This is a genomic window from Allobosea sp. GW822-FHT05A11, from assembly GCF_058800455.1.
In genome coordinates, this window is the sequence record NZ_JBXAMI010000001.1 from 435,243 (window position 1) to 462,147 (window position 26,905).

Annotated in this window: 25 protein-coding genes; 22 read left to right on the plus strand and 3 right to left on the minus strand. The window is 66.6% G+C overall.

Annotation, left to right across the window (positions count from 1 at the left end; translation table 11 throughout):
- The first annotated feature begins 19 nt into the window (after nt 1-19).
- Genes pstC through phoB form a run of 5 tightly spaced genes read left to right on the plus strand, consistent with a single transcriptional unit; the run spans nt 20 to nt 4,199 of the window.
- Complete coding sequence (gene pstC / locus AC1RLU_RS02125) at nt 20-994, plus strand: phosphate ABC transporter permease subunit PstC (RefSeq protein ID WP_061969987.1); 975 nt, start codon at nt 20-22, stop codon at nt 992-994.
- Nucleotides 995-1,002: 8 nt separating this feature from the next.
- Nucleotides 1,003-1,887 (plus strand): phosphate ABC transporter permease PstA, encoded by an 885-nt coding sequence (gene pstA / locus AC1RLU_RS02130; protein WP_492793664.1) that lies wholly within the window; start codon nt 1,003-1,005, stop codon nt 1,885-1,887.
- Nucleotides 1,888-1,928: 41 nt separating this feature from the next.
- Nucleotides 1,929-2,735 carry a phosphate ABC transporter ATP-binding protein PstB gene (pstB, locus tag AC1RLU_RS02135; protein WP_113584893.1) on the plus strand — a complete coding sequence of 269 codons (807 nt, stop codon included), beginning with the start codon at nt 1,929-1,931 and terminating at the stop codon, nt 2,733-2,735.
- Nucleotides 2,736-2,758: 23 nt separating this feature from the next.
- On the plus strand, nt 2,759-3,478 hold the full coding sequence (gene phoU, locus AC1RLU_RS02140; RefSeq protein WP_091856981.1) for a phosphate signaling complex protein PhoU: 720 nt from the start codon (nt 2,759-2,761) through the stop codon (nt 3,476-3,478).
- 13 nt (nt 3,479-3,491) lie between these two features.
- Entirely contained in the window at nt 3,492-4,199 is a 708-nt protein-coding gene (phoB, locus tag AC1RLU_RS02145) for a phosphate regulon transcriptional regulator PhoB (protein WP_061969982.1), read from the plus strand.
- A gap of 3 nt (nt 4,200-4,202) precedes the next feature.
- On the opposite strand, the gene AC1RLU_RS02150 is transcribed toward phoB, so the two are convergent.
- Together AC1RLU_RS02150 and AC1RLU_RS02155 are read right to left on the minus strand one after the other, a co-directional pair.
- Nucleotides 4,203-4,589, minus strand: a complete 387-nt coding sequence (locus AC1RLU_RS02150) for a SpoIIAA family protein (RefSeq protein WP_061969980.1) — start codon at nt 4,587-4,589, stop codon at nt 4,203-4,205.
- A 57-nt stretch (nt 4,590-4,646) separates the two neighbouring features.
- Nucleotides 4,647-5,573, minus strand: a complete 927-nt coding sequence (locus AC1RLU_RS02155) for a LysR family transcriptional regulator (protein ID WP_113584894.1) — start codon at nt 5,571-5,573, stop codon at nt 4,647-4,649.
- Nucleotides 5,574-5,668: 95 nt separating this feature from the next.
- Between AC1RLU_RS02155 and argH the strand changes: the two genes are divergently transcribed.
- From argH to lpdA, 13 genes are all read left to right on the plus strand, one after another.
- Nucleotides 5,669-7,084, plus strand: a complete 1,416-nt coding sequence (argH, locus tag AC1RLU_RS02160) for an argininosuccinate lyase (protein WP_492793665.1) — start codon at nt 5,669-5,671, stop codon at nt 7,082-7,084.
- Entirely contained in the window at nt 7,081-7,974 is an 894-nt protein-coding gene (locus AC1RLU_RS02165) for an amino acid ABC transporter permease (protein WP_492793666.1), read from the plus strand. Before argH ends, AC1RLU_RS02165 begins: the two co-directional genes overlap by 4 nt.
- A complete protein-coding gene (locus AC1RLU_RS02170) occupies nt 7,971-8,765 on the plus strand; it encodes an amino acid ABC transporter ATP-binding protein (RefSeq protein WP_091856986.1) in 795 nt (264 codons plus the stop codon). Before AC1RLU_RS02165 ends, AC1RLU_RS02170 begins: the two co-directional genes overlap by 4 nt.
- A gap of 36 nt (nt 8,766-8,801) precedes the next feature.
- Nucleotides 8,802-9,632, plus strand: coding sequence for an ABC transporter substrate-binding protein (locus AC1RLU_RS02175; RefSeq protein ID WP_492793667.1), 831 nt, complete (start codon nt 8,802-8,804; stop codon nt 9,630-9,632).
- Between the two features lie 205 nt (nt 9,633-9,837).
- Nucleotides 9,838-11,016 (plus strand): cell division protein ZapE, encoded by a 1,179-nt coding sequence (gene zapE, locus AC1RLU_RS02180; protein ID WP_492793668.1) that lies wholly within the window; start codon nt 9,838-9,840, stop codon nt 11,014-11,016.
- A gap of 3 nt (nt 11,017-11,019) precedes the next feature.
- On the plus strand, nt 11,020-11,619 hold the full coding sequence (locus AC1RLU_RS02185) for a TetR/AcrR family transcriptional regulator (RefSeq protein WP_061969969.1): 600 nt from the start codon (nt 11,020-11,022) through the stop codon (nt 11,617-11,619).
- Nucleotides 11,620-11,940: 321 nt separating this feature from the next.
- Nucleotides 11,941-12,903, plus strand: a complete 963-nt coding sequence (gene mdh / locus AC1RLU_RS02190) for a malate dehydrogenase (RefSeq protein ID WP_061969967.1) — start codon at nt 11,941-11,943, stop codon at nt 12,901-12,903.
- A gap of 78 nt (nt 12,904-12,981) precedes the next feature.
- Complete coding sequence (sucC, locus tag AC1RLU_RS02195; protein WP_091856989.1) at nt 12,982-14,178, plus strand: ADP-forming succinate--CoA ligase subunit beta; 1,197 nt, start codon at nt 12,982-12,984, stop codon at nt 14,176-14,178.
- A gap of 9 nt (nt 14,179-14,187) precedes the next feature.
- On the plus strand, nt 14,188-15,072 hold the full coding sequence (gene sucD, locus AC1RLU_RS02200) for a succinate--CoA ligase subunit alpha (protein WP_091856990.1): 885 nt from the start codon (nt 14,188-14,190) through the stop codon (nt 15,070-15,072).
- Nucleotides 15,073-15,229: 157 nt separating this feature from the next.
- A complete protein-coding gene (locus tag AC1RLU_RS02205; RefSeq protein WP_113584899.1) occupies nt 15,230-18,187 on the plus strand; it encodes a 2-oxoglutarate dehydrogenase E1 component in 2,958 nt (985 codons plus the stop codon).
- 107 nt (nt 18,188-18,294) lie between these two features.
- Complete coding sequence (gene odhB / locus AC1RLU_RS02210) at nt 18,295-19,527, plus strand: 2-oxoglutarate dehydrogenase complex dihydrolipoyllysine-residue succinyltransferase (RefSeq protein WP_492793669.1); 1,233 nt, start codon at nt 18,295-18,297, stop codon at nt 19,525-19,527.
- 16 nt (nt 19,528-19,543) lie between these two features.
- Nucleotides 19,544-20,287 carry an SDR family oxidoreductase gene (locus AC1RLU_RS02215; RefSeq protein ID WP_492793670.1) on the plus strand — a complete coding sequence of 248 codons (744 nt, stop codon included), beginning with the start codon at nt 19,544-19,546 and terminating at the stop codon, nt 20,285-20,287.
- Nucleotides 20,288-20,324: 37 nt separating this feature from the next.
- Nucleotides 20,325-21,728, plus strand: coding sequence for a dihydrolipoyl dehydrogenase (gene lpdA / locus AC1RLU_RS02220; protein ID WP_454034305.1), 1,404 nt, complete (start codon nt 20,325-20,327; stop codon nt 21,726-21,728).
- A 115-nt stretch (nt 21,729-21,843) separates the two neighbouring features.
- Here lpdA and folD read toward each other — a convergent pair whose 3' ends face one another.
- Nucleotides 21,844-22,704, minus strand: coding sequence for a bifunctional methylenetetrahydrofolate dehydrogenase/methenyltetrahydrofolate cyclohydrolase FolD (folD, locus tag AC1RLU_RS02225; protein WP_492793671.1), 861 nt, complete (start codon nt 22,702-22,704; stop codon nt 21,844-21,846).
- Between the two features lie 192 nt (nt 22,705-22,896).
- On the opposite strand from folD, the gene AC1RLU_RS02230 reads away from it, so the two are divergent.
- From AC1RLU_RS02230 to AC1RLU_RS02245, 4 genes are all read left to right on the plus strand, one after another.
- On the plus strand, nt 22,897-24,219 hold the full coding sequence (locus tag AC1RLU_RS02230; protein ID WP_492793672.1) for a cytosine deaminase: 1,323 nt from the start codon (nt 22,897-22,899) through the stop codon (nt 24,217-24,219).
- A complete protein-coding gene (locus tag AC1RLU_RS02235; RefSeq protein ID WP_492793673.1) occupies nt 24,216-25,640 on the plus strand; it encodes an FAD-binding oxidoreductase in 1,425 nt (474 codons plus the stop codon). The genes AC1RLU_RS02230 and AC1RLU_RS02235 overlap by 4 nt, the downstream gene beginning before the upstream one ends.
- Nucleotides 25,641-25,645: 5 nt before the next feature.
- Nucleotides 25,646-26,233, plus strand: a complete 588-nt coding sequence (locus AC1RLU_RS02240) for an NAD(P)H-dependent oxidoreductase (RefSeq protein ID WP_492793674.1) — start codon at nt 25,646-25,648, stop codon at nt 26,231-26,233.
- Nucleotides 26,234-26,331: 98 nt separating this feature from the next.
- Nucleotides 26,332-26,814, plus strand: coding sequence for a MarR family winged helix-turn-helix transcriptional regulator (locus AC1RLU_RS02245; protein WP_061969949.1), 483 nt, complete (start codon nt 26,332-26,334; stop codon nt 26,812-26,814).
- Nucleotides 26,815-26,905: the final 91 nt, after the last annotated feature.

Here is a 26,905-nt window from a genome sequence, read left to right on the forward strand (position 1 = left end):
GCCACCGGAGCCTTCGCGGATGACCGCAGCAACCGACATGACGAGCATTCCCGGCGCGACGCCGATCGTGCGGAAGACGCCGAAGGCGACCTTCGATGCCATCTTCCGCAATGCCAGCTTCGGTGCGGCGCTGCTGGTGCTGGTGCTGCTCGCCGGCATCATGGTCTCGATGGTCATCGGCGGCTGGCCGGCCTTCCGCGAATTCGGTCTCGGTTTCATCACCTCCAGCGTCTGGGATACCCAGAACGAACAATACGGCGCCTGGCCGGCGATCGTCGGCACGCTCTCGACGGCGCTGATCGCGCTGGTGATCGGCGTGCCGCTCTCGCTGGGCATCGCGGTCTACCTGACCCAGCTCGCCCCGGCCTGGTTCAAGAAGCCGGTCGCGACCGCGATCGAGCTGCTCGCGGCCGTGCCCTCGATCATCTACGGCATGTGGGGCCTGTTCGTCTTCGTGCCGCTCTTCGCGGCTTATGTGCAGATCCCGCTCTCGAACATCGTCGAGGGCCTTCCGATCGTCGGCACCGTGCTCTACTCGCGCTCGCCTTCGGGATTGGGCATCTTCACGGCGGGTATCATCCTCGCCTTCATGATCATCCCCTTCATCGCCTCGATCACTCGCGACATGCTGGAGCAGATCCCCTCCGTGCTGCGCGAGAGCGCCTATGGCATCGGGGCGACGACCTGGGAGGTCGTGCGCCATGTGCTGGTGCCGCAGGCCGGCGTCTCGATCATCGGCGCGGTCATGCTGGGCCTCGGCCGCGCGCTCGGCGAGACCATGGCGGTGACCTTCGTCGTCGGTAACGCCAACCGGCTTTCGGCCTCGATGTTCGACCCGGGTTCCACCATCGCCTCGCGCATCGCCAACGAGTTCAACGAGGCGCTGGGGCTGCAGCTCAACGCGCTGATCGCGCTGGGCTGCATCCTGTTCTTCGTCACCTTCGTCGTCCTCGTCATCGCGCGGCTGCTGGTCGCCCGCGTCAAGCGCTACTGAGGCCCCCCATGACCATGACGACCACGCCTCGCGAACTGCCGCATCAGCCCTGGGGCCGCGTGCGCCAGTCCCGTCGCACCGCCGACCGGCTGATGAAGATCATCGCCACCGGCTTCACCTTCATCGCCATCTTCGTGCTGTTCTGGATCCTCGGCATGCTCGTGGTGAAGGGCATCGGCGGGCTTTCGCTCGCCACCTTCACCGCGGTCACGCCCGGCCCTGGCACGGAAGGCGGCGGCCTCGCCAATGCCATCGTCGGCTCCTTCGTGCTGACCTTCCTCGGCATCGCCATCGCCACGCCGATCGGCGTGCTCGCCGGAACCTGGCTCGCGGAATACGGCCGCGGCTCGCAGCTCGCCAACCTGATCCGCTTCATCAACGACATCCTGCTCTCGGCGCCGTCGATCCTGATCGGCCTGTTCGTCTACGTCATCCTGGTCGAGCCGTTCCGCGGCTATTCCGGCTGGGCCGGCGGTGTCGCGCTCGGCATCATCGCGATCCCGGTGATCGTGCGCACCACCGAGGACATGCTGAACCTCGTGCCCGGCCCCTTGCGCGAGGCTGGCGCCGCGCTCGGCGCGCCGCCTTCCGTCGTGATCACCTCGGTGACCTGGCGCGCGGCCAAGGCCGGCATGGTCACCGGCATCCTGCTGGCGCTCGCCCGCATCGCCGGCGAGACGGCGCCGCTGCTCTTCACCGCGCTCAACAACAATTTCTGGTTCTCGCCCTCGCTCGTGGGCGGCGTCTCCAACCTGCCTGTGACGATCTACCAGTTCGCCTCCGCCCCTTACGAGAACTGGCAGCAGCTCGCCTGGGCCGGTTCGCTCATCATCACCGTCTCGATCCTCGTGCTCTCGCTCGTTGCCCGGCGCATCGTCGCCGGCAGCAAGTAGAGCTTGAAACCAACCCGGTCGCGACCGACCTTGAGGACTTAATGTCGATGCTTTCGACCCTTGAACTCTCCCCCCAGTCGCTCGATGCCGAGGCGCCCGTCCGGATCGCGGTGAAGAACCTCGATTTCTACTACGGCGAGCACAAGGCGCTGAAGAACATCAATCTCGACTTCCGTGATCGTCACGTCACGGCGCTGATCGGCCCGTCCGGCTGCGGCAAGTCGACCCTGCTGCGCATCTTCAACCGCATCTACTCGCTCTATCCGGAGCAGCGCGCGGAAGGGCAGATCATGCTCGACGGCCGCAACATCATCTCGAACGACGTCGACGTGAACGAATTGCGTTCGCGGGTCGGCATGGTGTTCCAGAAGCCGACGCCGTTCCCGATGTCGATCTACGACAACGTCGCCTTCGGCATCCGCCTCTACGAGAAGCCGCCGAAATCCGAGCTCGACGACCGTGTCGAGGGCGCGCTGCGCCGCGCCGCGCTCTGGGACGAGGTCAAGGACAAGCTGAAGAGCTCCGGCATGGGCCTCTCCGGCGGCCAGCAGCAGCGCCTCTGCATCGCGCGCACCATCGCGCAGAAGCCGGAAGTGATCCTGTTCGACGAGCCGACCTCGGCGCTCGACCCGATCTCGACCGGCAAGATCGAGGACCTGCTGGAGCAGCTCAAGAGCGACTTCACCATCGCGATCGTGACGCACAACATGCAGCAGGCGGCGCGCATCTCGCAGTACACCGCGTTCATGTATCTCGGCGAGGTCATCGAGTTCGCGCCGACCAACACGATCTTCATGAACCCGGCCAAGAAGCAGACCCAGGACTACGTCACCGGCCGTTTCGGCTAAGCGGCGACGAGGAGGACACCCCTATGACCGACCACATCGTCCGCTCCTACGACACCGATCTCGAAGGCATCCGCCGCAGCCTCGCTGAAATGGGCGGCATGGCCGAGCGCATGCTGGGCGATTCCACGGTCGCGCTGGTTCGCCGCGACACCGCGCTCGCCCAGAAGATCATCTCGGCCGACCAGCGCCTCGACAACCTCCAGCGCGAGGTCGAGGAAAAGGCCGTGCTCACCATCGCCCGGCGCCAGCCGCTGGCGCAGGACCTGCGCGAGCTGATCTCGGCGATCCGCCTCGCTTCCGACATCGAGCGCGTTGGCGATCTCGCCAAGAACATCGCCAAGCGCGCCGTCGCCATCGCCGGGCAGTTCCAGCCGCCGCATCGTGCGGTCGTCGGTCTCGAGCATATCAGCCGCCTCGTGCAGGCCCAGCTCAAGGACGTGCTCGACGCCTATGCCGCGACCAACGAGCAGAAGGCGCTCGAGGTCTGGAAGCGCGACGACGAGATCGACGCGCTCTACACCTCGCTGTTCCGCGAACTCCTGACCTATATGATGGAGGACCCGCGCAACATCACCTTCTGCACGCATCTGCTGTTCTGCGCCAAGAATATCGAGCGCATCGGCGACCACACCACCAATATCGCCGAGACGATCCATTACCTCGTCACCGGCGATTCCCTCGACGTGAACCGGCCGAAGCTCGACACGACCAATATCGAGGTCGAAGCGGTGACGGGAAACTGAGGTCGAAGCCATCATGGCCGCACGTATCCTGATCGTCGAGGACGAGGAGCCGCTCACCCTGCTGCTGCGCTACAATCTCGAAGCTGAGGGCTTCGAGGTCGACAGCGTCGCGCGCGGGGATGACGCCGAGCTGCATCTGCGCGATTCCACGCCCGATCTGGTCCTGCTCGACTGGATGCTGCCGGGCCTCTCCGGCATCGAGCTCTGCCGCCGGCTGCGCTCGCGGCGCGATACCGAGCGCGTGCCGATCATCATGCTGACGGCGCGCGGCGAGGAGACCGAGCGCGTGCGTGGGCTTGCGACCGGCGCCGACGACTATGTCGTGAAGCCGTTCTCGCTGCCGGAGCTGATCGCCCGCATCCAGGCGCTTCTTCGCAGAGCGAAGCCTGGCCATGTCGCAGGGTTGCTCGCGGCCGGCGATCTCGAACTCGACCGCACGACGCGCCGCGTCCGGCGCGCCGGGAGCGAACTGCATCTCGGCCCGACCGAGTTCCGCCTGCTGGAATTCCTGATGCAGGCGCCGGGCCGGGTCTATTCGCGCGCCCAGCTCCTCGACGCCGTCTGGGGCCGCGACGTCTATATCGACGAGCGCACGGTCGACGTCCATGTCGGGCGGCTGCGCAAGGCGATCACGCCGGGCGACGCCAAGGACCCGCTGCGCACCGTGCGCGGCGCGGGTTACGCCTTCGACGAGACCTTCGCGCGCAGCGGCGCCGCGTAAGCCTCAGGCGTTCGGGCCGCCCTCGATATCGCCGGCCCAGGTCAGGGCCTTGTCATAGTCCTCGGGCTTGAAGGCGCGGACCTTGACGAAGGGGATCGCCGGGTCGAGCAGATCGACGAAGCCGGCGAGCCAGCCCTTGTCGGTGATCACGGCCTCCTTGGGGAAGCGCCTGAGCTCCCAGAGCTTGCCGAGACTGTAGCGCGCGTCCTTCCAGGCCGCGGCCAGCGTCATGTCGGTGAAATCGGTCATGTCGGCGAGGATGCCGAGCTTCTCGTGACGTTCGAGCCGGGCGTCGATATCGGCCATGATGGCGTCGAGATCCTCAGCCGTGAGCGTTTGCGACAGCCGATAGGCGGCGACATGGTCGGGGGCGGGCAGAATGGTGAGCATGGCTCCTCCTCCTCGGGTGACAACGCGCAGGCGAGGGGGAGGTTTCGCCGGGTCGGGTCAGACGTAAGGGGGCGGCGCGCGCGTCGCTGCGTCGAAGCTCTCGGCCTCGGCCCGCAGCCAGGCGATGAAGGCATCCAGCCCGGGCCGCGGCGGCTGGTCGAGCGGCCGCGTCAGCCAGCAGCCGATGGCGCTGGTGAAGCCGAGCCCCAGCGGATTGACGAGCGCGCCGGAGGCAAGCTCGTCGGCGACGTAGCAGCGTGGCGCCAGCGCGAGGCCGAGGCCGGCGACGGCGGCGCTGGTGATCACGGAATAATAGCCGTAGCGCACGGTATGCTCTGGCACTGCGCCGCGCAGATCATGCGCTTCGGTGAACTCGGCCCAGAAGGTCGGCATCTGATAGTGCTGCAGCAGGGTCATCTTCTGGATATCGGCAGCGCGGCGGAAACCGCCCATCCGCTCGATCAGGCTGGGCGCCGCGACGAGCGCGACATCGCGGCCGAAGAGGAAATGCGCCTCCTTTCCGGGCCAGGGCGGGACGCCATGGGCGATCTCGATATCCGGTTCCTCCGTCTCGCTCTCGCTGACGTAATTGGTGAACTGCACGTCGACGCCGGGATGGGCCTCGGCGAAGGCCGGAAAGCGCGCCATCAGCCAGCGCTCGCCGGCGATCGCGACCATGTGCAGGCGGATCGGCCGGGCGATGGCGTTGCGCTCGGCGAGACGCCGCGCGCCGCGTTCCATCTGCTCCAGCGCGGCTTCCGCATAGGGCAGGTAGATCGCGCCGGCTTCGGTGAGCTTGAGGCCGAGCGGGCTGCGGTCGAACAGCACCGTGCCGAGGTGATGCTCCAGCGAGAGGATCTGCTTGGACACCGCGCTCTGGGTCAGGTTGACCGCGAGGGCGGCGCGGGCCGTCGAGCCCAGCCTTGCGACGGTCGCGAACGCCCTCAGCGCCGCGGCTGACGGGGGTGGCCGGCTGGCCGCCATGGGGTATTCCTTTTTGGACTATCTCGGCGGAGATCGTTTCGTTTGCCGGCCTCTCGGTCAAGAGGCCATTCTTCCCTGACGGGAGGAACGAGATCATGAACCAGACGACCCGACTCTGGGGCGGCCGCTTCCGCAAGCCGCCGGACCCGCGGCTGATGAAGCTGTCGAGCGCCGCCGGCGAGCACGCAAGGCTGGTGCCGCAGGATGTCGCGGGCGGCAAGGCGCATGCGGCCGAACTCGGTCGCGCCGGCCTGCTGACGGCCGAGGAACTCCAGACCATCCTGACCGCGCTCGACGGGATCGCCCGCGATACGGTCGCGGGGCGGATCGCGCCCGGTCCCGATGACGAGGACGTCCATACCTTCATCGAACGTATCCTGACCGAGCGCGTCGGCTCGACCGGCGCCAAGCTCCGCGCCGGACGCTCGCGCAACGACCAGGCGGCGAACAATCTCAAGCTCTATCTGCGGAGCAAGTCGCGCTCGCTCGCCGGCATGCTGGCGGAGTTGCTGGCTGCGATCGCCGATCAGGCGGAGGAGCATGCGGCCTCGGTCTGCCCCGGCTTCACCCATCTCCAGAGCGCGCAGCCCGTCACCTTCGGCCATTGGCTGATGGCGCATGGCCAGGTGCTGATGCGCGATGCCTCGCGCCTGACCGACTGGGAGAAGCGCTCCGGCCAGTCCCCGCTCGGGGCGGCGGCGCTCGCCGGTTCGGCGATCACGCTGAACCCGGAACTCAGCGCCAAGGCACTCGATTATGACGGACCATTCGAGAATTCGGTCGATGCCGTCGGTGCACGCGACCATGTCGCGGAGTTCCTGTTCGTCGCGGCGATGCTGGCGACGAACCTGTCGCGTCTCGCCGAAGAGGTGACGCTGTGGACCTCCCGGCAATTCGCCTGGGTGACGCTGGACGATGCCTTCGCGACCGGCTCGTCGATCATGCCGCAGAAGAAGAACCCGGATATCGCCGAGATCTCGCGCGGTCGGGCGTCACGGCTGACCGGCGACCTCGTCACCATGCTCGGCGCGCTGAAGGGTTTGCCGCTGTCCTATAATCGCGACCTCGCGGAGGACAAGCGCACGGGCTTCGACGCCGTCGACGTGCTCGAAGACGTGCTGCCGGCCTTCGCCGGGCTGATCGCCAGCATGAGCGCCGATGTCGCGACGATGCGGGCCCAGGCCGGCTCCGGCTTCGCGCTGGCGACAGAGGTGGCCGATCATCTCGCCCGCAACGGCGTGCCCTTCGCCGAGGCGCATGAGATCACCGGCGCGCTGGTGCGCTATTGCGAGGAGATGGGCCGCGAGCTTGAATCGCTCGACGCCGTCGATCTTCGCGCCGTCGATCCGCGGCTCGATGCCGGCGTTCTCGACCATTTGACGCTCGATGCCGCGGTTGCGGCGCGCAGCGGCCATGGCGGCACGGCTCCCGAGCGGGTGCGCGAGCAGATCGCGCGCTTCCGTGGCAAGCTTGCCAGTCTTGAAGCCTGGAGCCGGGAGACGGGTCGATGAGCGACGCAACCTCGCCGATCAGCAGCCGCGACCTCGCTGCGATCGCCCGTCTCAGGATCGTGCCGCGGCGCTTCTACGGCCGCTGGGTCGCTTCCGCGCTGATCCTGGCTGTCCTCGCCTGGGTGGTGATGGCCTTCGTCGAGGGCGACATCGCCTGGCCTGTGGTGCGGCAGTTCTTCACCGCACCGGCGATCATCGCCGGTCTCGGCAACACGCTGATCATGACGGTCTGCGCGATGACGCTGGGCATCGTGCTCGGCGTGATCTTCGCGATCATGTACATGTCGCCGAACCCGGTGCTGCGCAGCGCGGCGCTGTTCTATATCTGGTTCTTCCGCGGCACGCCGCTGCTGCTGCAGCTCCTGATCTGGTTCAACCTGGCGCTGGTCTTCCCGACCATCGGCATCCCCGGCCTGTTCTCCTGGCGCACGATCGACATCATCGGGCCATTCATGGCGACGCTGCTCGGGCTCGGCATGAACCAGGGCGCCTATACCGCCGAAGTCGTGCGCGGCGGCATCCTCTCCGTCGATACCGGGCAGACCGAGGCCGCCAAGGCGATCGGCATGACCCGGCTGACGACCTTGCGCCGGATCGTGTTGCCGCAGGCGATGCGCGTCATCATCCCGCCGGTCGGCAACGAGGTGATCAGCATGGTCAAGCTGACCTCGGTCGCGAGCGTGATCCAGTATGCCGAGATCCTGCGCAACGCGCAGACGATCTACTACGCCAATGCGCGGGTCATCGAGTTGCTGATCGTTGCGGCCGGCTGGTACCTGCTCGTGGTGACGATCCTGCAGATCGGACAGTATTTCCTCGAACGCCACTTTTCGAAGGGGCGGGGAGGGCGGCGCACCAAGCGCGCCGCGGTGCAGGAGGAAACGGCATGAGCACGGCGGAGAACCCGGCGAAGGCTGATAGCGCGATCGTCACGATCGCCAATGTCAGCAAGATCTTCGGCGAGCTGAAGGCGCTGAACAACGTCTCGCTCTCGATCGAGCCCGGCACGGTGCAATGCATCATCGGGCCGTCCGGCTCGGGCAAGTCGACGCTGCTGCGCTGCATCAACCAGCTCGAGAAGATCGACAAGGGCGCCATCCGCGTCGATGGCGAGCTGATCGGCTATCGCCGCGTCGGTGACGAACTGCACGAGCTGACCGATGTCGAGATCGCGCGTCAGCGCCTCGTCACCGGCATGGTGTTCCAGCGCTTCAACCTGTTCAACCACATGACGGCGCTGCAGAACATCATCGAGGGGCCGCTCACCGTGCTGAAGCAGCCGCGCAAGCAGATCGTCGCCGAGGCGACGGCGCTGCTGGAGCGCGTCGGCCTCGCCGACAAGCGCGACGCCTATCCGAGCGAGCTCTCGGGCGGGCAGCAGCAGCGCGTCGCCATTGCTCGGGCGCTGGCGATGAAGCCGAAGCTGATGCTGTTCGACGAGCCGACCTCGGCGCTCGATCCCGAGCTCGTCGGCGAGGTGCTGAACGTGATGCGCGATCTCGCGGCGTCCGGCATGACCATGATCGTCGTCACGCATGAACTCGGCTTCGCCCGCGAAGTGGCTGGCGACGTCGTCTTCATGGACAAGGGCGAGATCGTCGAGCAGGGGCCACCGCAGACCGTGCTCGTCGCGCCGAGCCAGGCGCGCACGCGCGACTTCATCGCCGCCGTCCTGAAGTGACGGCGGCTGAACCAGTTCACTAGAGGGAGAGACCACATGTTTCGTTTGACCATCGCTGCCGCGCTGCTCGCCGGCACCGCGCTTGCCGCGCAGGCCCAGGCCCTGCCGGACCGCATCAAGACCGCCGGCAAAATCGTGATCGCGACCCAGCCGAACTATCCGCCGATCGCCTTCAAGGATGTCGCGACCAACCAGCTCTCGGGCTTCGACATCGAGCTGGGCGAAGCCATCGCCAAGGAACTCGGCGTCAAGGTCGAGTGGCAGGAAACCGCCTTCGCCCAGATGCTGCCTTCGCTGCAGACCGGCCGCGTCGACGCCGTGATGGCGGGGATGAGCGACCTGCCGGCGCGGCGCGAGACCGCCGATTTCATCGACTACATGGATTCCGGCGCGCAGTTCTACACGGTCACCGCCTTCAAGGACACGATCAAGACCCCCGAGGACCTGTGCGGCAAGAGCGTCGGCGCCAGCCGCGCGACCAACTGGCCGCGCCAGATCGGTGAGTGGAGCGAGGCGAACTGCGTTGCCAAGGGCAAGCCGGCGATCAATGTGGTCGGCACCGAAGGCTCGGTCGACGCCCGCACGCAGCTCAAGACGCAGCGCCTGCAGGGCGGCGTCCAGGGCAGCGAGACGATGAGCCATTTCCAGAAGCTGGAGCCGAACACCTATATCGCGCTCGGCAAGCCCTTCACCCATTCGCTGGCCGGCATCCCCTTCGCCAAGACGGCGGAAGGCACGCAGCTGCGCGATGCGGTCAAGGGTGCGCTCGACCGGCTGCAGGCGAACGGCACCTATGACAAGCTGATCGAGAAGTACGGCCTCGCCAACAATGCGGTGAAGCCGGTCTCGATCAACCAGGGCAAGTGAGCCCTGCGGGGGCGGTCTCGCGTCATGCTCGGGCTTGACCCGAGCATCTCCGAAACCAGCGCAGTCTGGTCATGAGCTTCTCGGGTCGGCGCGATGCGCCGCCCGAGAATGACGCTCTCTCCCGAAAGGGGCCATCGGGCTTGCGATGACGGCAGGGCTGCCGTAACCCGGTCTGGTCTTTTCCGGATCGCCAGCGCCCGCCGTCATGTCAGCCTCGATCACCGACCGTTATGCCGCCCTGGTCGAGGCGGGTGCCATCGAGCGCGATCCCGCGCAGGTCGCGGTGGTCAAGAAGCTCGAGACCTTGTCCGCGACGCTCGCCGCCCGCCGCCTCGCCCGCAAGGGCAGCGCGCTCGGCTGGCTCTTCGGCAAGAAGCCGGATACGGCGGCGGCGCCGAAGGGGCTCTATGTCTGGGGCTCGGTCGGCCGCGGCAAGACCATGCTGATGGACATGTTCTTCGAGGCCGCGCCGGTGAAGCGCAAGCGCCGCGTGCATTTCCACGAGTTCCTCGCCGACGTCCACGGCCGCATCAACGCCTATCGTCAGAAGATCAAGAGCGGCGAGGTCAAGGAAGGCGATCCGATCGCGCCGGTCGCGGCGGATCTCGCCGATGAGGCCTATCTGCTCTGCTTCGACGAGTTCACCGTCACCGACATCGCCGATGCGATGATCCTCGGGCGGCTGTTCACGGCGCTGTTCGCCGCCGGCGTCGTGGTGGTCGCGACCTCGAATGTCGAGCCGTCGCGGCTCTATGAGGGCGGGCTCAACCGGGCGCTGTTCCTGCCCTTCATCGAATTGCTGCAGACCAGGGTCGAGGTGCTCAAGCTCGATGCGCGCACCGATTTCCGGCTGGAGAAGCTCGGCGGGGCGCCGGTCTATCATGTGCCCGCCGACGGGAAGGCGAAGGCTGCGCTCGATGCTGCCTTCAAGGCCTTGTCCGGTACGGCGCAGGGGCAGCGCACTGTTTTGAACGTGCAGGGGCACGATCTCGTCCTGCCGCAGGCCGCCGCCAGCGTGGCGCGGGCGGGCTTCGCCGATCTCTGCGCCCAGGCCTACGGCGCCTCGGATTACATCGCCCTGGCGCAGCGCTTCCATACGCTGGTGCTCGACGACATCCCGATCCTTGATTTCGACCGGCGCAACGAGGCCAAGCGCTTCATCATCCTAATCGACACGCTCTACGAGCATCATGTGAAGCTCGTCGCTTCGGCGGCAGCCGAGCCGCATGAGCTTTATCGCGCAAGCAAGGGGCGCGAGGCCTTCGAGTTCGACCGCACCGTCTCCCGCCTGATCGAGATGCGCTCCGAGGAATATCTCGCGATGCCGCATGGCCGGCCGGATTCGGCCGCGAGCGGCGATACGACAGGGCTGGTGGAGACCTGAGCCATGCCGCAGCGCGAACCGAGCGAGACCCGCATCCTCACGGTCGCCGGCGAGCATCTGCGCAAGTTCGGGCTGAAGCGCTTCACGGTCGTTGCCGTGGCGGAAGAGGCCGGCATGACCCATGCCAATGTCTACCGCTACTTCCCCTCCAAGGGCGCGCTGATCGACGCCGTCGTCGATGTCTGGCTGAAGGCGACCGAGCGCCGGCTCGCGGATGTCGCCGATGGTCCCGACCCGGCCGACGACAAGCTCGAACGCCTGATCCTGGCGCTGGCCAAGGCCAACCGCGACCTCCTGACCGAGGAGCCGCATCTCTTCGCAGCCCTGTCGCTGGCGGTCGCCAAACGGCATGCGATCAGCCGGCGCAACCGCACCCGCGTGCGCGCCCTGTTCGAGCGCGTGGTCGACGAGGGGATGGCGACCGGCGTGTTCGAGCCGCGCGACCGCGACCGGGCGATCGCCTTCGTCATCGACGCTACCAACCGCTTCATCCATCCGGCCTCGCTGGCGCTGGAAGCGGACGTGCCGCAGGCTTCCGTCGATACCCGGCTCTCGACCCTGATCCGTGTGATCCTGCGGGTGCTCGGCAGCGGGATCGTGTGAATAATCCGGTTACCAATTACAATATATGTAAATTGTAATTATCGATTTTCGTTCCTGATGGAACCGAGTGAAGCGGAGAGCCGCCGCTAAGTCATTGAAAAATCGGGGCCGGCCTTGCGCGACGACGCGCGAGGCGTTTCGTGCCCGAGAAAAGCCGCTTTTGCGGCGAGGGTTGCGGCAAAAGCCCGGTTTGGGCCAAAGGAACGCACGGTTTGGCCGGCTCCCACCGGGAGCTGACCTGTCGCAGCGCCAAGGCATTTTGAATGTCGAAGCCGGTAGCAGCCGGATCGATGGTCGCGCCAGAAACAAAAGGACTAGGCAATGGCCCGTAAGAAGATCGCCCTCATCGGCTCCGGCCAGATCGGTGGCACGCTCGCTCACCTCGCCGGCCTCAAGGAGCTGGGCGACGTCGTCCTGTTCGACATCGCCGAGGGCATTCCGCAGGGCAAGGGCCTGGACATCGCCGAGTCCGCTCCGGTCGACGGCTTCGACGCCGGCTACAAGGGCACGAACTCCTACGAGGACATCAAGGGCGCCGACGTGATCATCGTCACCGCCGGTGTGCCGCGCAAGCCCGGCATGAGCCGCGACGACCTGATCGGCATCAACCTCAAGGTGATGAAGTCGGTCGGCGAGGGCATCAAGCAGTACGCTCCGAAGGCCTTCGTGATCTGCATCACCAACCCGCTCGACGCGATGGTCTGGGCGCTGCAGAAGTTCTCGGGCCTCAAGCCCAACATGATCTGCGGCATGGCCGGCGTGCTGGATAGCGCCCGCTTCCGCCACTTCCTCGCCGAGGAATTCCAGGTTTCGGTCAAGGACGTCTCGGCCTTCGTTCTCGGCGGCCATGGCGACGACATGGTGCCGCTGGTCCGCTACTCGGGCGTCGCCGGCATCCCGCTGCCGGACCTCGTCAAGATGAAGTGGACCACGCAGGAGAAGCTGGACGCCATCGTCGAGCGCACCCGCAAGGGCGGTGGCGAGATCGTCAACCTGCTCAAGACCGGCTCGGCCTTCTATGCGCCGGCTGCCTCGGCGATCGCGATGGCCGAGAGCTATCTCAAGGACCAGAAGCGCGTCCTGCCGGCGGCTGCTGCGCTGCGCGGCCAGTACGGCGTCAAGGACATGTTCGTCGGCGTTCCCGTCGTGATCGGCGCCAAGGGTGTCGAGCGCGTCGTCAAGATCCGCCTCAACGGCGCCGAGAAGGAGATGCTCGCGAAGTCGGTGGCTTCGGTCCAGAACCTGATCGACGCCTGCAAGACCGTCGATCCGTCACTCGCGTAAGTTAAGCGAGGGCGGCGGCGCGACAACGCGCGGCCGCCCTCTCGTCAATTTTCGGTCGCTGTCAGGGAAACCGAGCACATGAACATCCACGAATACCAGGGCAAAGCCATCCTCAAGGAATTCGGCGCGCCCGTTTCGGCCGGTTTCCCGGCTCTCACGGTGGCGGAGGCGGTCGAGGCCGCCAAGAAGCTGCCGGGGCCGCTTTACGTCGTGAAGTCGCAGATCCACGCCGGCGGGCGCGGCAAGGGCAAGTTCAAGGAACTCGGCCCCGACGCCAAGGGCGGCGTTCGCCTTGCCAAGTCGGTCGCGGAAGTCGAGGCCCACGCCAAGGAGATGCTCGGCAACACGCTGGTCACGATCCAGACCGGCGAGACCGGCAAGCAGGTCAACCGCCTCTATATCGAGGACGGCTCGGACATCGAGAAGGAGTTCTACCTCTCGGCGCTGGTCGACCGCGAGACCTCGCGCATCGCCTTCGTCATCTCGACCGAGGGCGGCATGGACATCGAGGCTGTCGCCCATGACACGCCCGAGAAGATCGAGACCTTCTCGGTCGACCCGGCGACCGGCATCATGCCGCATCACGGCCGCTCCATGGCGCGCATTCTCGGCTTGCAGGGCGACCTCGCCAAGCAGGCCGGCACCGTGCTCGGCCAGATCTACGCAGCGTTCGTGGCCAAGGACATGGACATGCTGGAGATCAACCCGCTGATCGTGACCACCCAGGGCCAGCTCAAGTGCCTGGACGCCAAGGTCTCGTTCGACTCGAACGCGCTCTACCGTCACCCCGAGGTCGTTGCGCTGCGCGACACCACGGAGGAGGACGCCAAGGAGATCGAGGCCTCCAAGTACGACCTCGCCTATATCGCGCTCGACGGCACGATCGGCTGCATGGTCAACGGCGCCGGCCTCGCCATGGCGACGCTCGACATCATCCAGCTCTACGGCGAAAGCCCGGCGAACTTCCTCGACGTCGGCGGCGGCGCTAGCGAAGAGAAGGTGACGGCGGCGTTCAAGATCATCACCGCCGACCCGAAGGTGAAGGGCATTCTCGTCAACATCTTCGGCGGCATCATGAAGTGCGACGTCATCGCCCGCGGCGTGATCGCGGCGGTGAAGGCCGTCGGCCTCAAGGTTCCGCTGGTCGTTCGCCTCGAAGGCACGAATGTCGAGGAAGGCAAGCAGATCATCCGCGATTCCGGCCTGAACGTCATTCCCGCCGATGACCTCGACGACGCCGCGCAGAAGATCGTCGCTGCGGTCAAGAAGGCCTGAGGAGCAGACATGTCCATCCTGATCGACAAGAACACCAAGGTCATCACCCAGGGCTTCACCGGCAAGAACGGGACCTTCCACTCCGAGCAGGCGATCGCCTATGGCACGCAGATGGTCGGCGGCACCTCGCCGGGTAAGGGCGGCTCGCTCCATCTCGGCCTGCCCGTCTTCGACAGCGTGCACGAGGCCAAGGCCAAGACCGGCGCCACCGCGTCCGTCGTCTACGTGCCGCCCCCGGGCGCCGCGGACGCGATCTGCGAGGCGATCGATGCCGAGATCCCGCTGGTGATCTGCATCACCGAGGGCATCCCGGTGCTCGACATGGTTCGCGTCAAGCGCTCGCTGGTCGGCTCCAAGACCCGCCTGATCGGCCCGAACTGCCCTGGCGTCGTCACGGCGGGTGAGTCGAAGATCGGCATCATGCCGGCCAACATCTTCAAGCCGGGCTCGGTCGGCATCGTCTCGCGCTCGGGCACGCTGACCTATGAGGCGGTGTTCCAGACCACCCGCGAGGGCCTCGGCCAGACCACGGCCGTCGGCATCGGCGGCGACCCGGTCAAGGGCACCGAGTTCATCGACATGCTCGAGATGTTCCTGGCCGACGACAAGACCACCTCGATCGTCATGATCGGCGAGATCGGCGGCTCGGCCGAAGAGGACGCGGCGCAGTTCATCAAGGACGAGGCCAAGCGCGGCCGCAAGAAGCCGATGGTCGGCTTCATCGCCGGCCGCACGGCTCCTCCCGGCCGTCGCATGGGCCATGCCGGCGCGATCATCTCGGGCGGCAAGGGCGGCGCCGAGGACAAGATCGCTGCCATGGAAGCGGCCGGCATCCGGGTCTCGCCCTCGCCGGCGCGCCTTGGAAAGACCTTGGTGGAAGTGTTGAAGGGCTGAGGCGTTTTAGCGCGTCATGGCCGGCCTTGAGCTGGCCATGACGCGCCGCCAAATCCCGAGGGGTTGCACGGGTCAGGCCCGGGCATGACGACAGATTGAATGATGTCCGGGCAAGGGTTCGGACATGACTTAAGCGGCGAAGGAAGGCAGGAGCATCATGGCTCGCCAGGACATCAACGAGGCTCTCGCGCAGACCGGCTTCCTCTATGGCGGCAACGCTGCCTATATCGAGGACCTCTATGCCCGCTATGAGGCCGACCCCAAGTCGGTCGACGAGCAGTGGCAGGGCTTCTTCGGCGCGCTGAAGGACGACAAGGAAGCCGTCCTGCAGAACGCCAAGGGCGCCTCCTGGAAGAAGCCGAACTGGCCGGTCGTCGCCTCTGGCGAGCTGGTCTCGGCGCTGGACGGCAACTGGGCCGTCGTCGAGAAGGTGATCTCCGACAAGCTCGGCGCCAAGGCGAAGGCCGCCGGCACCGTGCTCTCCGCCGCCGACGTGCAGCAGGCGACGCGCGACTCGGTGCGCGCGATCATGCTGATCCGCGCCTACCGGATGCGCGGCCATTTCCATGCCAAGCTCGATCCGCTGGGCATCGAGAGCCGCACCGACCATGAGGAATTGTCGCCGGCCGCCTTCGGCTTCGGCGAGGCCGATCTCGACCGCAAGGTCTTCATCGACAACGTGCTCGGCATGGAGTTCGCCACCGTCCGCGAGATGGTCGCGGTGCTGCAGCGGACCTATTGCGGCACGGTCGGCATCGAGTTCATGCATATCTCCGACCCCGAGCAGAAGGCTTGGCTGCAGGAGCGCATCGAGGGGCCGGACAAGGAGATCGCCTTCACCCGCGAGGGCAAGCGCGCGATCGTCAACAAGCTGGTCGAGGCCGAGGGCTTCGAGAAGTTCCTCGATCTCAAGTTCACCGGCACCAAGCGCTTCGGCCTGGATGGCGGCGAGGCGCTGGTTCCGGCGCTGGAGCAGATCATCAAGCGCGGCGGCGCGCTCGGCGTGCGCGACATCGTCTTCGGCATGGCCCATCGCGGCCGCCTCAACGTGCTCACCCAGGTGCTCGGCAAGCCGCATCGCGCGCTCTTCCACGAGTTCAAGGGCGGTTCCTTCGCGCCCGACGACGTCGAGGGCTCGGGCGACGTGAAGTACCATCTCGGTGCGTCCGCCGATCGCGAGTTCGACGGCAACAACGTCCACGTCTCGCTGACCGCCAACCCGTCGCATCTGGAGATCGTCGATCCCGTCGTGCTCGGGAAGGTGCGCGCCAAGCAGGACCAGTTCGGCGATATCGTCGAGCGCTCGAAGGTGCTGCCGCTGCTGATCCATGGCGATGCGGCCTTCGCCGGCCAGGGTGTCGTGGCGGAATGCCTCGGCCTCTCCGGGCTGAAGGGCCACCGCACCGGCGGCTCGCTGCATTTCATCATCAACAACCAGATCGGCTTCACCACCTATCCGCGCTATTCGCGCTCCTCGCCCTATCCGTCCGACGTGGCGAAGATGGTCGAGGCCCCGGTCTTCCATGTGAACGGCGACGATCCGGAGGCGGTGGTCTTCGCCGCCAAGGTCGCGATCGAGTTCCGGCAGAAGTTCCACAAGCCGGTCGTGATCGACATGTTCTGCTATCGCCGCTTCGGCCATAACGAAGGCGACGAGCCGGGCTTCACCCAGCCGCTGATGTACCGCAAGATCCGCGGCCACAAGTCGACGCTGGAGCTCTATGGCGAGAAGCTCGCGGCCGAGGGTGTGATCGAAGCCGGCGAGCTCGACGCGATGCGCGCCGCCTGGAAGGCGAAGCTGGAGGTCGAGTTCGACGCCGGCCAGGCCTTCAAGCCGAACAAGGCCGACTGGCTCGACGGCCGCTGGGCCGGCATGAAGGCGATCCGCGCCGACGAGGACGATCCGCGCCGCGGCGCCACCGGCGTGCCGGCGGCGGTACTGAAGGAGATCACCGAGAAGATCACGGCCGTCCCGGCCGGCTTCAACGTCCACAAGACGATCCAGCGCTTCCTCGACAACCGCAAGAAAGCGGTCGAGGCCGGCGAGGGCATCGACTGGGCGACGGCCGAATCGCTGGCCTTCGGCTCGCTGCTGCTCGACGGCAATCCGGTCCGCCTCTCCGGCCAGGATTGCGAGCGCGGCACCTTCTCGCAGCGCCATTCGGTGCTGATCGACCAGGAGACCGAGGCCCGCCACACCTCGCTGAACGACATCCGCGAGGGGCAGGCGCGCTACGAGGTCATCAACTCGATGCTCTCGGAAGAGGCCGTGCTCGGCTTCGAATACGGCTACACCCTGTCGGAGCCGAACGCCCTGACCTGCTGGGAAGCGCAGTTCGGCGATTTCGCCAACGGCGCGCAGGTCGTGTTCGACCAGTTCATCTCGTCGGGTGAGCGCAAGTGGCTGCGCATGTCGGGCCTCGTCTGCCTGCTGCCGCACGGCTATGAAGGCCAGGGGCCGGAGCACTCCTCCGCCCGCCTGGAGCGCTTCCTGCAGATGTGCGCGGAAGACAACATGCAGGTGGCGAATTGCTCGACCCCGGCGAGCTATTTCCACATCCTGCGCCGGCAGCTGAAGCGCGACTTCCGCAAGCCGCTGATCCTGATGACGCCGAAGTCGCTGCTGCGCCACAAGCGCTGCGTCTCCGACCTCAGCGAGCTGGCCGAGGGCTCGACCTTCCACCGCGTGCTGGCCGACGATGCCGAGCGCGGCAAGTCGACCACCAAGCTGGTGAAGGACTCGAAAATCCGCCGCGTCGTGCTCTGCTCGGGCAAGGTCTATTTCGACCTGCTGGAGGAGCGTGAGAAGCGCGGCGTCGACGATGTCTACCTGATGCGCGTCGAGCAGCTCTATCCGTTCCCGCTGAAGACGCTGGCGCAGGAGCTGGCGCGCTTCAAGGGCGCCGACGTGGTCTGGTGCCAGGAGGAGCCGAAGAACATGGGCTCCTGGACCTTCGTCGAGCCCTATCTCGAATGGGTGCTGGGCCATGCCGGCTCGAAGTCGAAGCGTCCGCGCTATGTCGGCCGCCCGGCCTCTGCCGCGACCGCGACCGGCCTGATGTCCAAGCATCTCGCCCAGCTCAACGCCTTCCTCGACGAGGCCTTCGCGGCCTGACATCCTTCCCGGCGGCGCCTTGAGCGCGCTGCCGGATTCCATTGCTGCATTGGCGCCCTAGCCGGTGCCGAACCTGCCGCCAGAGAACGAGACAACAGAGGCCTGACATGGCGACCGAAATCCGCGTACCCACCCTCGGCGAATCCGTTTCCGAGGCCACCATCGGCAAGTGGTTCAAGAAGCCGGGCGAGGCGGTGAAGGCCGACGAGCCCCTGGTCGAGCTCGAGACCGACAAGGTGACGCTGGAAGTCAACGCGCCGGCCGCCGGCGTGCTCGGCGAGATCGTCGCCAAGGAAGGCGATACGGTCGGTGTCAGCGCGCTGCTCGGCACGATCGCCGAAGGCGGTGCTGCTGCCGCTGCCCCTGCGCCGAAGGCTGAGGCCAAGCCCGCTGCTGCCGCTCCGGCTCCCGCTGCCGAGGCTCCGAAGGCTGCCGCGACCAAGGCCGCCGATTCCGGCCCGGCCGTGTCGCGCCTAGCCGCCGAGAGCGGCGTCGACCCGTCCAAGGTCGCTGCCTCGGGCAAGGACGGTCGCGTGACCAAGGGCGACATGCTCGCCGCGATCGCGACCGGTGGCGCTGCTGCCCCGGCCGCGGCGCCCGCGCCGGTTGCCGTCCGCGCCCCGTCGGCGCCGGATGACGGCGCCCGCGAAGAGCGCGTCAAGATGACCAAGCTGCGCCAGACCATCGCGCGCCGCCTCAAGGAAGCCCAGTCCAACGCGGCGATGCTCACGACCTTCAACGAGGTCGACATGTCGGGCGTGATGGCGCTGCGCAACCAGTACAAGGACGTGTTCGAGAAGAAGCACGGCGTGAAGCTCGGCTTCATGGGCTTCTTCGTGAAGGCCTGCGTCCAGGCGCTGAAGGAGATTCCGGCGGTCAATGCCGAGATCGACGGCACCGACATCATCTACAAGAACTACTACCATATCGGCGTCGCCGTCGGCACCGAGAAGGGCCTGGTGGTTCCGGTCGTGCGCGATGCCGACGAGCTTTCGATCGCCGGCGTCGAGAAGAAGATCGGCGAGTTCGGCAAGAAGGCCCGCGACGGCAAGCTCTCGATCGAGGAGATGCAGGGCGGCACCTTCACCATCTCGAACGGCGGCGTCTACGGCTCGCTGATGTCGACCCCGATCCTGAACGCGCCGCAATCGGCCATCCTGGGCATGCACAAGATCCAGGAGCGTCCGGTCGTCGTGAACGGCAAGATCGAGATCCGCCCGATGATGTATCTCGCGGTCAGCTACGACCACCGCATCATCGACGGCAAGGAAGCCGTGACCTTCCTCGTCCGCATCAAGGAAGGCCTGGAGGACCCGGCGCGCCTCGTCCTCGATCTCTGATCGCGCGGGACGGGATATGTCGGGCGTTGCGATCGTCACCGGCGGCAGCCGGGGAATCGGCCGGGCGACCGCGATCCTGCTCGCGGAGCGAGGCTACGATCTCGTCGTCAACTATCAGTCCAATGCTGAAGCCGCGGCCGAGACGGTCGCGGCCGTCAACGGCCAAGGTAGGCAAGCGGTCGCGGTCAAGGGCGATGTCGGCGACGAGGCCGATGTCGCTGCGATCTTCGCGGCGGCCGACCAGCTCGGGCGGTTGACCGCGCTGGTCAACAATGCCGGCGTCATCGATGCCCCGCAGCGCCTCGACGAAATGGACTTGAGCCGCCTGGACCGGATGTTCCGGATCAACCTGACGGGCAGCTTCCTCTGCGCCCGCGAGGCTGTGAAGCGAATGTCGACCCGCCATGGCGGGCAGGGCGGCGGCATCGTCAACCTGTCCTCCGCCGCGGCGGTGCTGGCTGGCGCCGGGCAATATCTCGACTATGCCGCCGCGAAGGCCGGCATCGACATCTTCACGCTCGGCCTCGCCCGCGAGGTCGCGGCCGAGGGCATCCGGGTCAATGCCGTCAGGCCCGGCATCATCGATACGGAGATCCATGCCAGCGGCGGCATGCCCGATCGCGTCGCGCTGCTGCGCGACCAGCTTCCGATGAAGCGCGAGGGCACGGCGCGCGAGGTGGCGCAGGCGATCGCCTGGCTGCTCTCCGACGAGGCCTCCTACACCAACGGAACCGTCTTGAACGTGACCGGCGGGCGCTGAAGCGCCGCCGCATTCGAACACAGGAAAGGAAGTCACCATGGCTGCGGCCTACGATCTCGTCGTCATCGGAACCGGCCCCGGCGGCTATGTCTGCGCCATCCGCGCCGCCCAGCTCGGCCTCAAGGTCGCGGTGGTCGAGAAGCGCAAGACCCATGGCGGCACCTGCCTCAATGTCGGCTGCATCCCCTCCAAGGCGCTGCTGCACGCCTCCGAGATGTTCGAGGAAGCCGGCCACACCTTCGAGAAGCTCGGCATCGTCGTCGGCAAGCCGAAGCTCGATCTCAAGGCGATGATGGCCCACAAGCAGGAGACGATCGACGCCAACGTCACCGGCGTCGGCTTCCTGCTGAAGAAAAACAAGATCGACGCCTTCCACGGCACGGCCTCGATCCCCGCCGCCGGCAAGGTCGTCGTGACCGCCGAGGATGGCAAGGCGCAGGAGATCGAGACCAAAAACATCGTCATCGCGACGGGTTCGGAATCGGCGCCGCTGCCGGGCGTGACCGTCGACGAGAAGACCGTCGTGACCTCGACGGGCGCGCTCGAGATCGGCGCTGTGCCGAAGGAGCTCGTCGTGGTCGGCGCCGGCGTGATCGGCCTCGAGATCGGTTCGGTCTGGGCGCGTCTCGGGGCGAAGGTCACCGTCGTCGAATATCTCGACCGCATCCTGCCGGGCATGGATGGCGAGGTCGCCAAGCAGTTCCAGCGCATCCTGCAGAAGCAGGGCTTCACCTTCCAGCTCGGTTCCAAGGTCACCAAGGTCGAGACGGGCAAGAAGGGCGCGACCGTCACTGTCGAGCCTGCGGCTGGCGGCACGGCGACCACGCTCAATGCCGATATCGTGCTGGTCGCGATCGGCCGCCGTCCGAACACGGATGGCCTCGGCCTCGACAAGGCCGGCGTCGCCACCGAGAAGGGCCGCGTCGTCATCGACGATCATTTCAAGACCAATGTCGCCGGCATCTACGCCATCGGCGACGTCGTGCGCGGGCCGATGCTGGCGCACAAGGCCGAGGATGAAGGCGTCGCGGTGGCCGAGATCATCGCCGGCAAGCACGGCCATGTGAACTACGACGCCATTCCCGGCATCGTCTATACCGCGCCGGAAGTCGCCGCGATCGGCAAGACCGAGGAAGAGCTGCAGGCGGCCGGTGTCGCCTACAAGGTCGGCAAGTTCCCGTTCACGGCCAATGGCCGCGCCCGCGCCATGCGCCACACCGACGGCTTCGTGAAGGTGCTGGCCGATGCGGCGACCGACCGCGTGCTCGGCTGCCACATCATTGGCCCGCATGCCGGCGACCTGATCGCGGAAGTGACCGTGCTGATGGAGTTCGGCGGCTCGTCGGAAGACCTCGCCCGCACCTGCCACGCTCATCCGACGCTGGCCGAGGCGGTGAAGGAAGCCGCGATGGCCGTGGAGAAGCGCCAGATCCATATGTGATCGGGCTGGCGGGCCGTGCCTCTGGTGCGGCCCTGCTGCAAGAATGAAAAAGGAGCTGCAGGACTGCAGCTCCTTTTTTGTTCGAGGACTACTGGGAAAAGTTTGGCCGCTGAGCTCAGCCGCGCCGCGCGTGAAACGCCGTCAGCGTGTTCTTGAGCAGGCAGGCGATGGTCATCGGGCCGACGCCGCCGGGCACCGGGGTGATCGCGCCCGCGACCTTCACGGCTTCCGCGAAATCGACGTCGCCGGTCAGCTTGCCGTCGGGCAGGCGGTTGATGCCGACATCGATCACGGTCGCGCCGGGCTTGATCCAGTCGCCCTTGACCATGCGCGGACGGCCGACCGCGGCGATGACGATATCGGCGCGCTTGACCACGGAGGCCAGGTCGCGGGTGCGCGAATGAGCGATGGTGACGGTGCAATCGGCCTGGAGCAGAAGCTGGGCGACCGGGCGACCGACCAGCTCGGAGCGGCCGATCACCACGGCGTCGAGCCCGGACAGCGAGGGCAGCGCCTGTTTCAGAAGGAGCATGGAGCCGAGCGGCGTGCAGGGCACGAGGCCGTTCTTGCCGCCGGCGAGCAGGCCGGCATTGATCGGATGCAGGCCGTCGACATCCTTGGCCGGGTCGATGGCGTCAATGATGCGGCCGGTGTCGATATGCTTCGGCAATGGGAGTTGGACGAGGATGCCGTCGACGCTGTCGTCCGCGTTGAGCTCGGCGAGCTTGGCGAGAAGCTGCGCTTCGGTCGTCTCGGCCGGCAATCGATGGGCAACCGAGTTCATGCCGATCTCGACCGCAAGCCTTTCCTTCGAGGCGACATAGACCTTGCTCGCCGGGTCCTCACCGACCAGGACAACATGCAGCCCTGGCGTCAGTCCACGCGTAGCCTTGATGGCCGCGACCTCGCGGCCGATCTCGGCCCTGAGCGCGGCCGCGGTGGCCTTGCCGTCGATAATGCGGGCTTCGCCGGTCATGGGTCCGACCTCGTGTTGGCTGATGACGCCGCCCTCATGCGCGATCCAGCCGGCCCGGACAAGCCCGAATGCGACGGCGGCATGGCTGTCGGCGCCATCGGCGGGGGAGGAGGGGCCGGCGCGGCTTGCGGGTGCTCCATCGGCCCGGTATCGACGAACCGGAGCTTGAGAGGCAGGAGAGGCGAGGACAACGTGACGACCGGTTTCGCCCGCCTGCCCGATGCCCCCGCCTTCCGGCTGACCGACCTGCGCGTGCCTGCCTGCCTGATCGAGGGCGCTGTTATCCCGGCTGACCGTAACGGGCTGGCGCGTGTCGATCTTGCCGTCGCGGATGGTCGCATCGCGGCGATCGAGTTAGCCGGAACGGCCGCAGCGGCTGGACCGGCTTTGAACCTCGACGGCGGCATCGCACTGCCGCGCCTCGTCGATGTGCATGTCCATCTCGACAAGGGGCATATCTGGCCGCGCAGCCCCAATCCGGACGGCACTTTTCCGGGCGCGCTGAACACTGTCGGGGCCGATCGCGAGGCCAACTGGTCGGCGCAGGACGTGCGGACGCGGATGGATTTCTCGCTGCGGACCGCCTTCGCGCACGGCACGGCGGCGATGCGGACGCATCTCGATTCGCTGGGCAAGCAGATCGGCATCTCCTGGCCGGTCCATGCGGAATTGCGGGCGGAGTGGGCCGGGCGCATCGCACTTCAGGCCTCGCCGCTCTTCGGCGCTGATGCGGCGCTCGATCCTGCGCATATGCAGGCGATCGTCGGCGCCGTGAGGGCGTATGGCGATCGCTTGCTCGGCTGCGTCACCTACATGATCCCGGAACTCGACCGGGCGCTCGACATCCTGTTCCGGGCGGCGATCGAGAACGGCTTCGATCTCGATTTCCATGTCGACGAGACCAACGACCCGGCGGCGCGCTCGCTGGAGCACATTGCGGATGCGGCTTTGCGTCATCGCTTCGCGGGCAAAATCCTGTGCGGGCATTGCTGCTCGCTCGCCCTTCAGGCACCGGAGGACGAGGCGCGCATCATCGCCAAGGTCCGCGAAGCGGGCATCGCCGTGGTCTCGCTGCCGCTGTGCAACATGTATCTGCAGGACCGCCAGCCCGGCCGCACGCCGCGCTGGCGTGGCGTCACGGCGCTGCATGAATTGAAGGCTGCCGGCGTGCCGGTGATGATCGCCTCCGACAACACCCGCGACCCGTTCTACGCCTATGGCGATCTCGATCTCGTCGAGGTGCTGCGCGAGGGCACGCGCATCCTTCAGCTCGATCATTCCGGGCCAGACTGGGCGAATGCGGTGGCACGCACACCGGCGCAGACGATGGGCATCGAAGGCGGCGTCATCGCCGTCGGTTCACCGGCCGATCTCATCCTGACGCGGGCGCGCGACTGGACCGAACTCTTCTCCCGGCCGCAGGCCGATCGCACCGTGCTGATTGCCAGCAGGGCGATCGACCGGACCTTGCCGGACTACCGCGAACTCGACCATCTGATGGGCAGAGCATCATGACCGCACGCTACGACATCGCCACGCTGAAGACGCGCCTTGGCGGCATCCGCACCGAGGAGAACCCGGCGCTGGTGAAGCAGAAGAGCCGCGACTTCTTCTGGTACTCGCCGATCCTGAAGCGCCAGCTCGACCATGTCGTGGCCGATATCGTGGTCTCGCCGACGAGCGAGGCCGAGGTCGTGCAGGTTCTCGCCGCCTGCCACGAACTCGGCATTCCCGTGACGCCGCGCGGCACCGGCACTGGCAATTACGGGCAGGCGATGCCCCTCTCGGGTGGCGTGCTGCTCGATCTCTCGGGCTTCAACAAGGTCAAGGAGATCGCGGCCGGCCGCTATGTCGCCGAGCCCGGCGCGATCATGGCGCGGATCGACGACGAGACGCGGGCACATTCGCGGCAGGAGCTGCGGCTGCATCCGTCGACCTACCAGACGGCTTCGATCGGCGGCTTCATCGCCGGGGGCTCGGGCGGCGTCGGCTCGATCAAATGGGGCGGCTTGCGCGACTGGGGCAACATCATCCGGCTTAAGGTCGCGACGATGGAGGCAAGCCCGCGCATCCTCGAATTTTCCGGCGAGGACCTGCACAAGGTCGCCCACGCCTATGGCACCAACGGCATCATCACCGAGGTCGAGATGCCGCTCGGGCCGGCCTATAGCTGGGTCGATGTCATCGTCGGCTTCGAGGACCTGCGGGCTGCGACCGAATTCGCCAATGCGGTCGGCGAGCAGGACGGGCTGGCGCTGAAGAACCTCTGCGTCGTCGCCGCGCCGGCGCCGCACGACTATTTCCTGCGCCATCGCAAGTTCCTGCCGCGCGACAGCCATCTCGTCATCGTCATGGCTGCCGATTTCGCGGTCGATGCGCTCTGCGCCTATGCGCGGCGCTTCAAGGGCGCGGAACTGCTGCTGCGCACCGACAAGCTCGCGCCTGAGGATGCCAAGGGCCTGCCGCCGGCCTATGAGCTGGGCTGGAACCACACGACACTCAGGGCGCTACGCGTCGATCCGGCGATCACCTATCTTCAGGTGCTTTATCCCTATCCCAACCAGGTCGATCTGGTGGACAAGATCCATGCCCGCTTCGGCGACGAGGTGACCTGCCATCTCGAATTCGTGCGCTTCGACGGCAAGATTACCTGCTTCGGCCTGCCGCTGGTGCGCTTCACCAGTGAGGAGCGGCTGGAGGAGATCATGGCTGTTCATGAGGAGATGGGCGCGCCGATCTTCAACCCGCATCGCTACACGCTGGAGGAGGGCGGCATGAAGCAGACAGACGAGACGCAGCTCGCCTTCAAGCGCGAGGCCGATCCGCAGGGCCTGCTTAATCCCGGCAAGATGATCGCCTGGGAGGACCCGGCCTACGATTATCGCTCGGGCAAGACTTTTCTGTTCCGCAGCCTGTCTGAGGCCGGAGTCGGCTAAGCACCATGCGCGTCCTCGTCCTCTACGCCCATCCCGTTCCGGAAAGCTTCGGCGCCGCCATCCACGAGACGGTGGTCGCCAGCCTGAAGGCGGCGGGGCACGAGGTCGATGATTGCGACCTCTATGCCGAGGGTTTCGACCCGGTGTTGAGCCGGGAGGAGCGGCGCGGCTATCACGACACCGCCAGCAACACGCTGCCGGTTGCTGCCTATGTCGAGCGGGTGAAGCGGGCCGAGGCGCTGGTGCTGTGCTTCCCGGTCTGGAATTTCGGCTATCCCGCGATCCTCAAGGGCTTCCTTGATCGCGTCTTCCTGCCCGGCGTCTCCTTTAAGATGGTCGACGGCAAGGCACAGCCGGCTCTGCACAATATTCGCCGGCTCGTCGCGGTCACCAGCTATGGCGGCTCGCGCTGGCGCGCCTTCCTGATGGGCGACCCGCCGCGCAAGGCGGTCTGTCGGGCCCTGCGGGCCGTCTGTCATCCGCTGGCGCGCACGACTTATCTCGCTCATTATGAGATGAACCTCTCGACATCGGCCAGCCGGGCGGCCTTCCTGAAAAAAGTCGCCGCGAAACTCGCGTCCTCTTCGCTCTGACATCCGGTTGTCATCCGTCTGTCATGTTCGCGCGCGAATACGCAGCCGGCGAAGCGTCTCGCTTATCCGTCCAAGGATCGGCCCGAAGGATCGACCCCATGACCAAGGCAATCGAGAAGAGCGTCGGCCGTGCCCTGCTCGTCACCGCGCGGCTGCATCGCTCGCGGATGGGCGAGAGGCTGAATGGCCTGGGGTTGTTCCCGGGGCAGGAGCAGGCGCTGAAGGCACTGCAGCCGGCCCCGATGACGATGGGCGAGCTTGCCGCATTGCTGCGCGTCAAGCCACCGACCGTGTCGAAGACGATCGGGCGGCTTTCGCTGCAAGGCCTGGTGACGCGCGAGGGCGGCAACCGCGATGGCCGCCTCGTGCAGGTCGCACTGACCGAGGCCGGCCAGAAGACTGCGGCCGAGCTCGACGCGGTCTGGAACGACGTCGAGGACGAGCTTCTCGACAAACTCGACGGCAGGGAGCGCAAGCAGCTGCGCAAGCTCCTACGCAAGGCGGCCAAGGGCCTCTCCAAGGCCGGCGCCGAGCAGGACGATGTCGAGGCTGATCTCGACGAAGCCGATAGCGACGCCTGATTTCTGCATGGAGTGCATGCTCCAGCGTACTGGCGACGCCGCCTAAATCGGTTCAATCTATTTCGTCATTCCTCCAGAGCATGGCGAGACC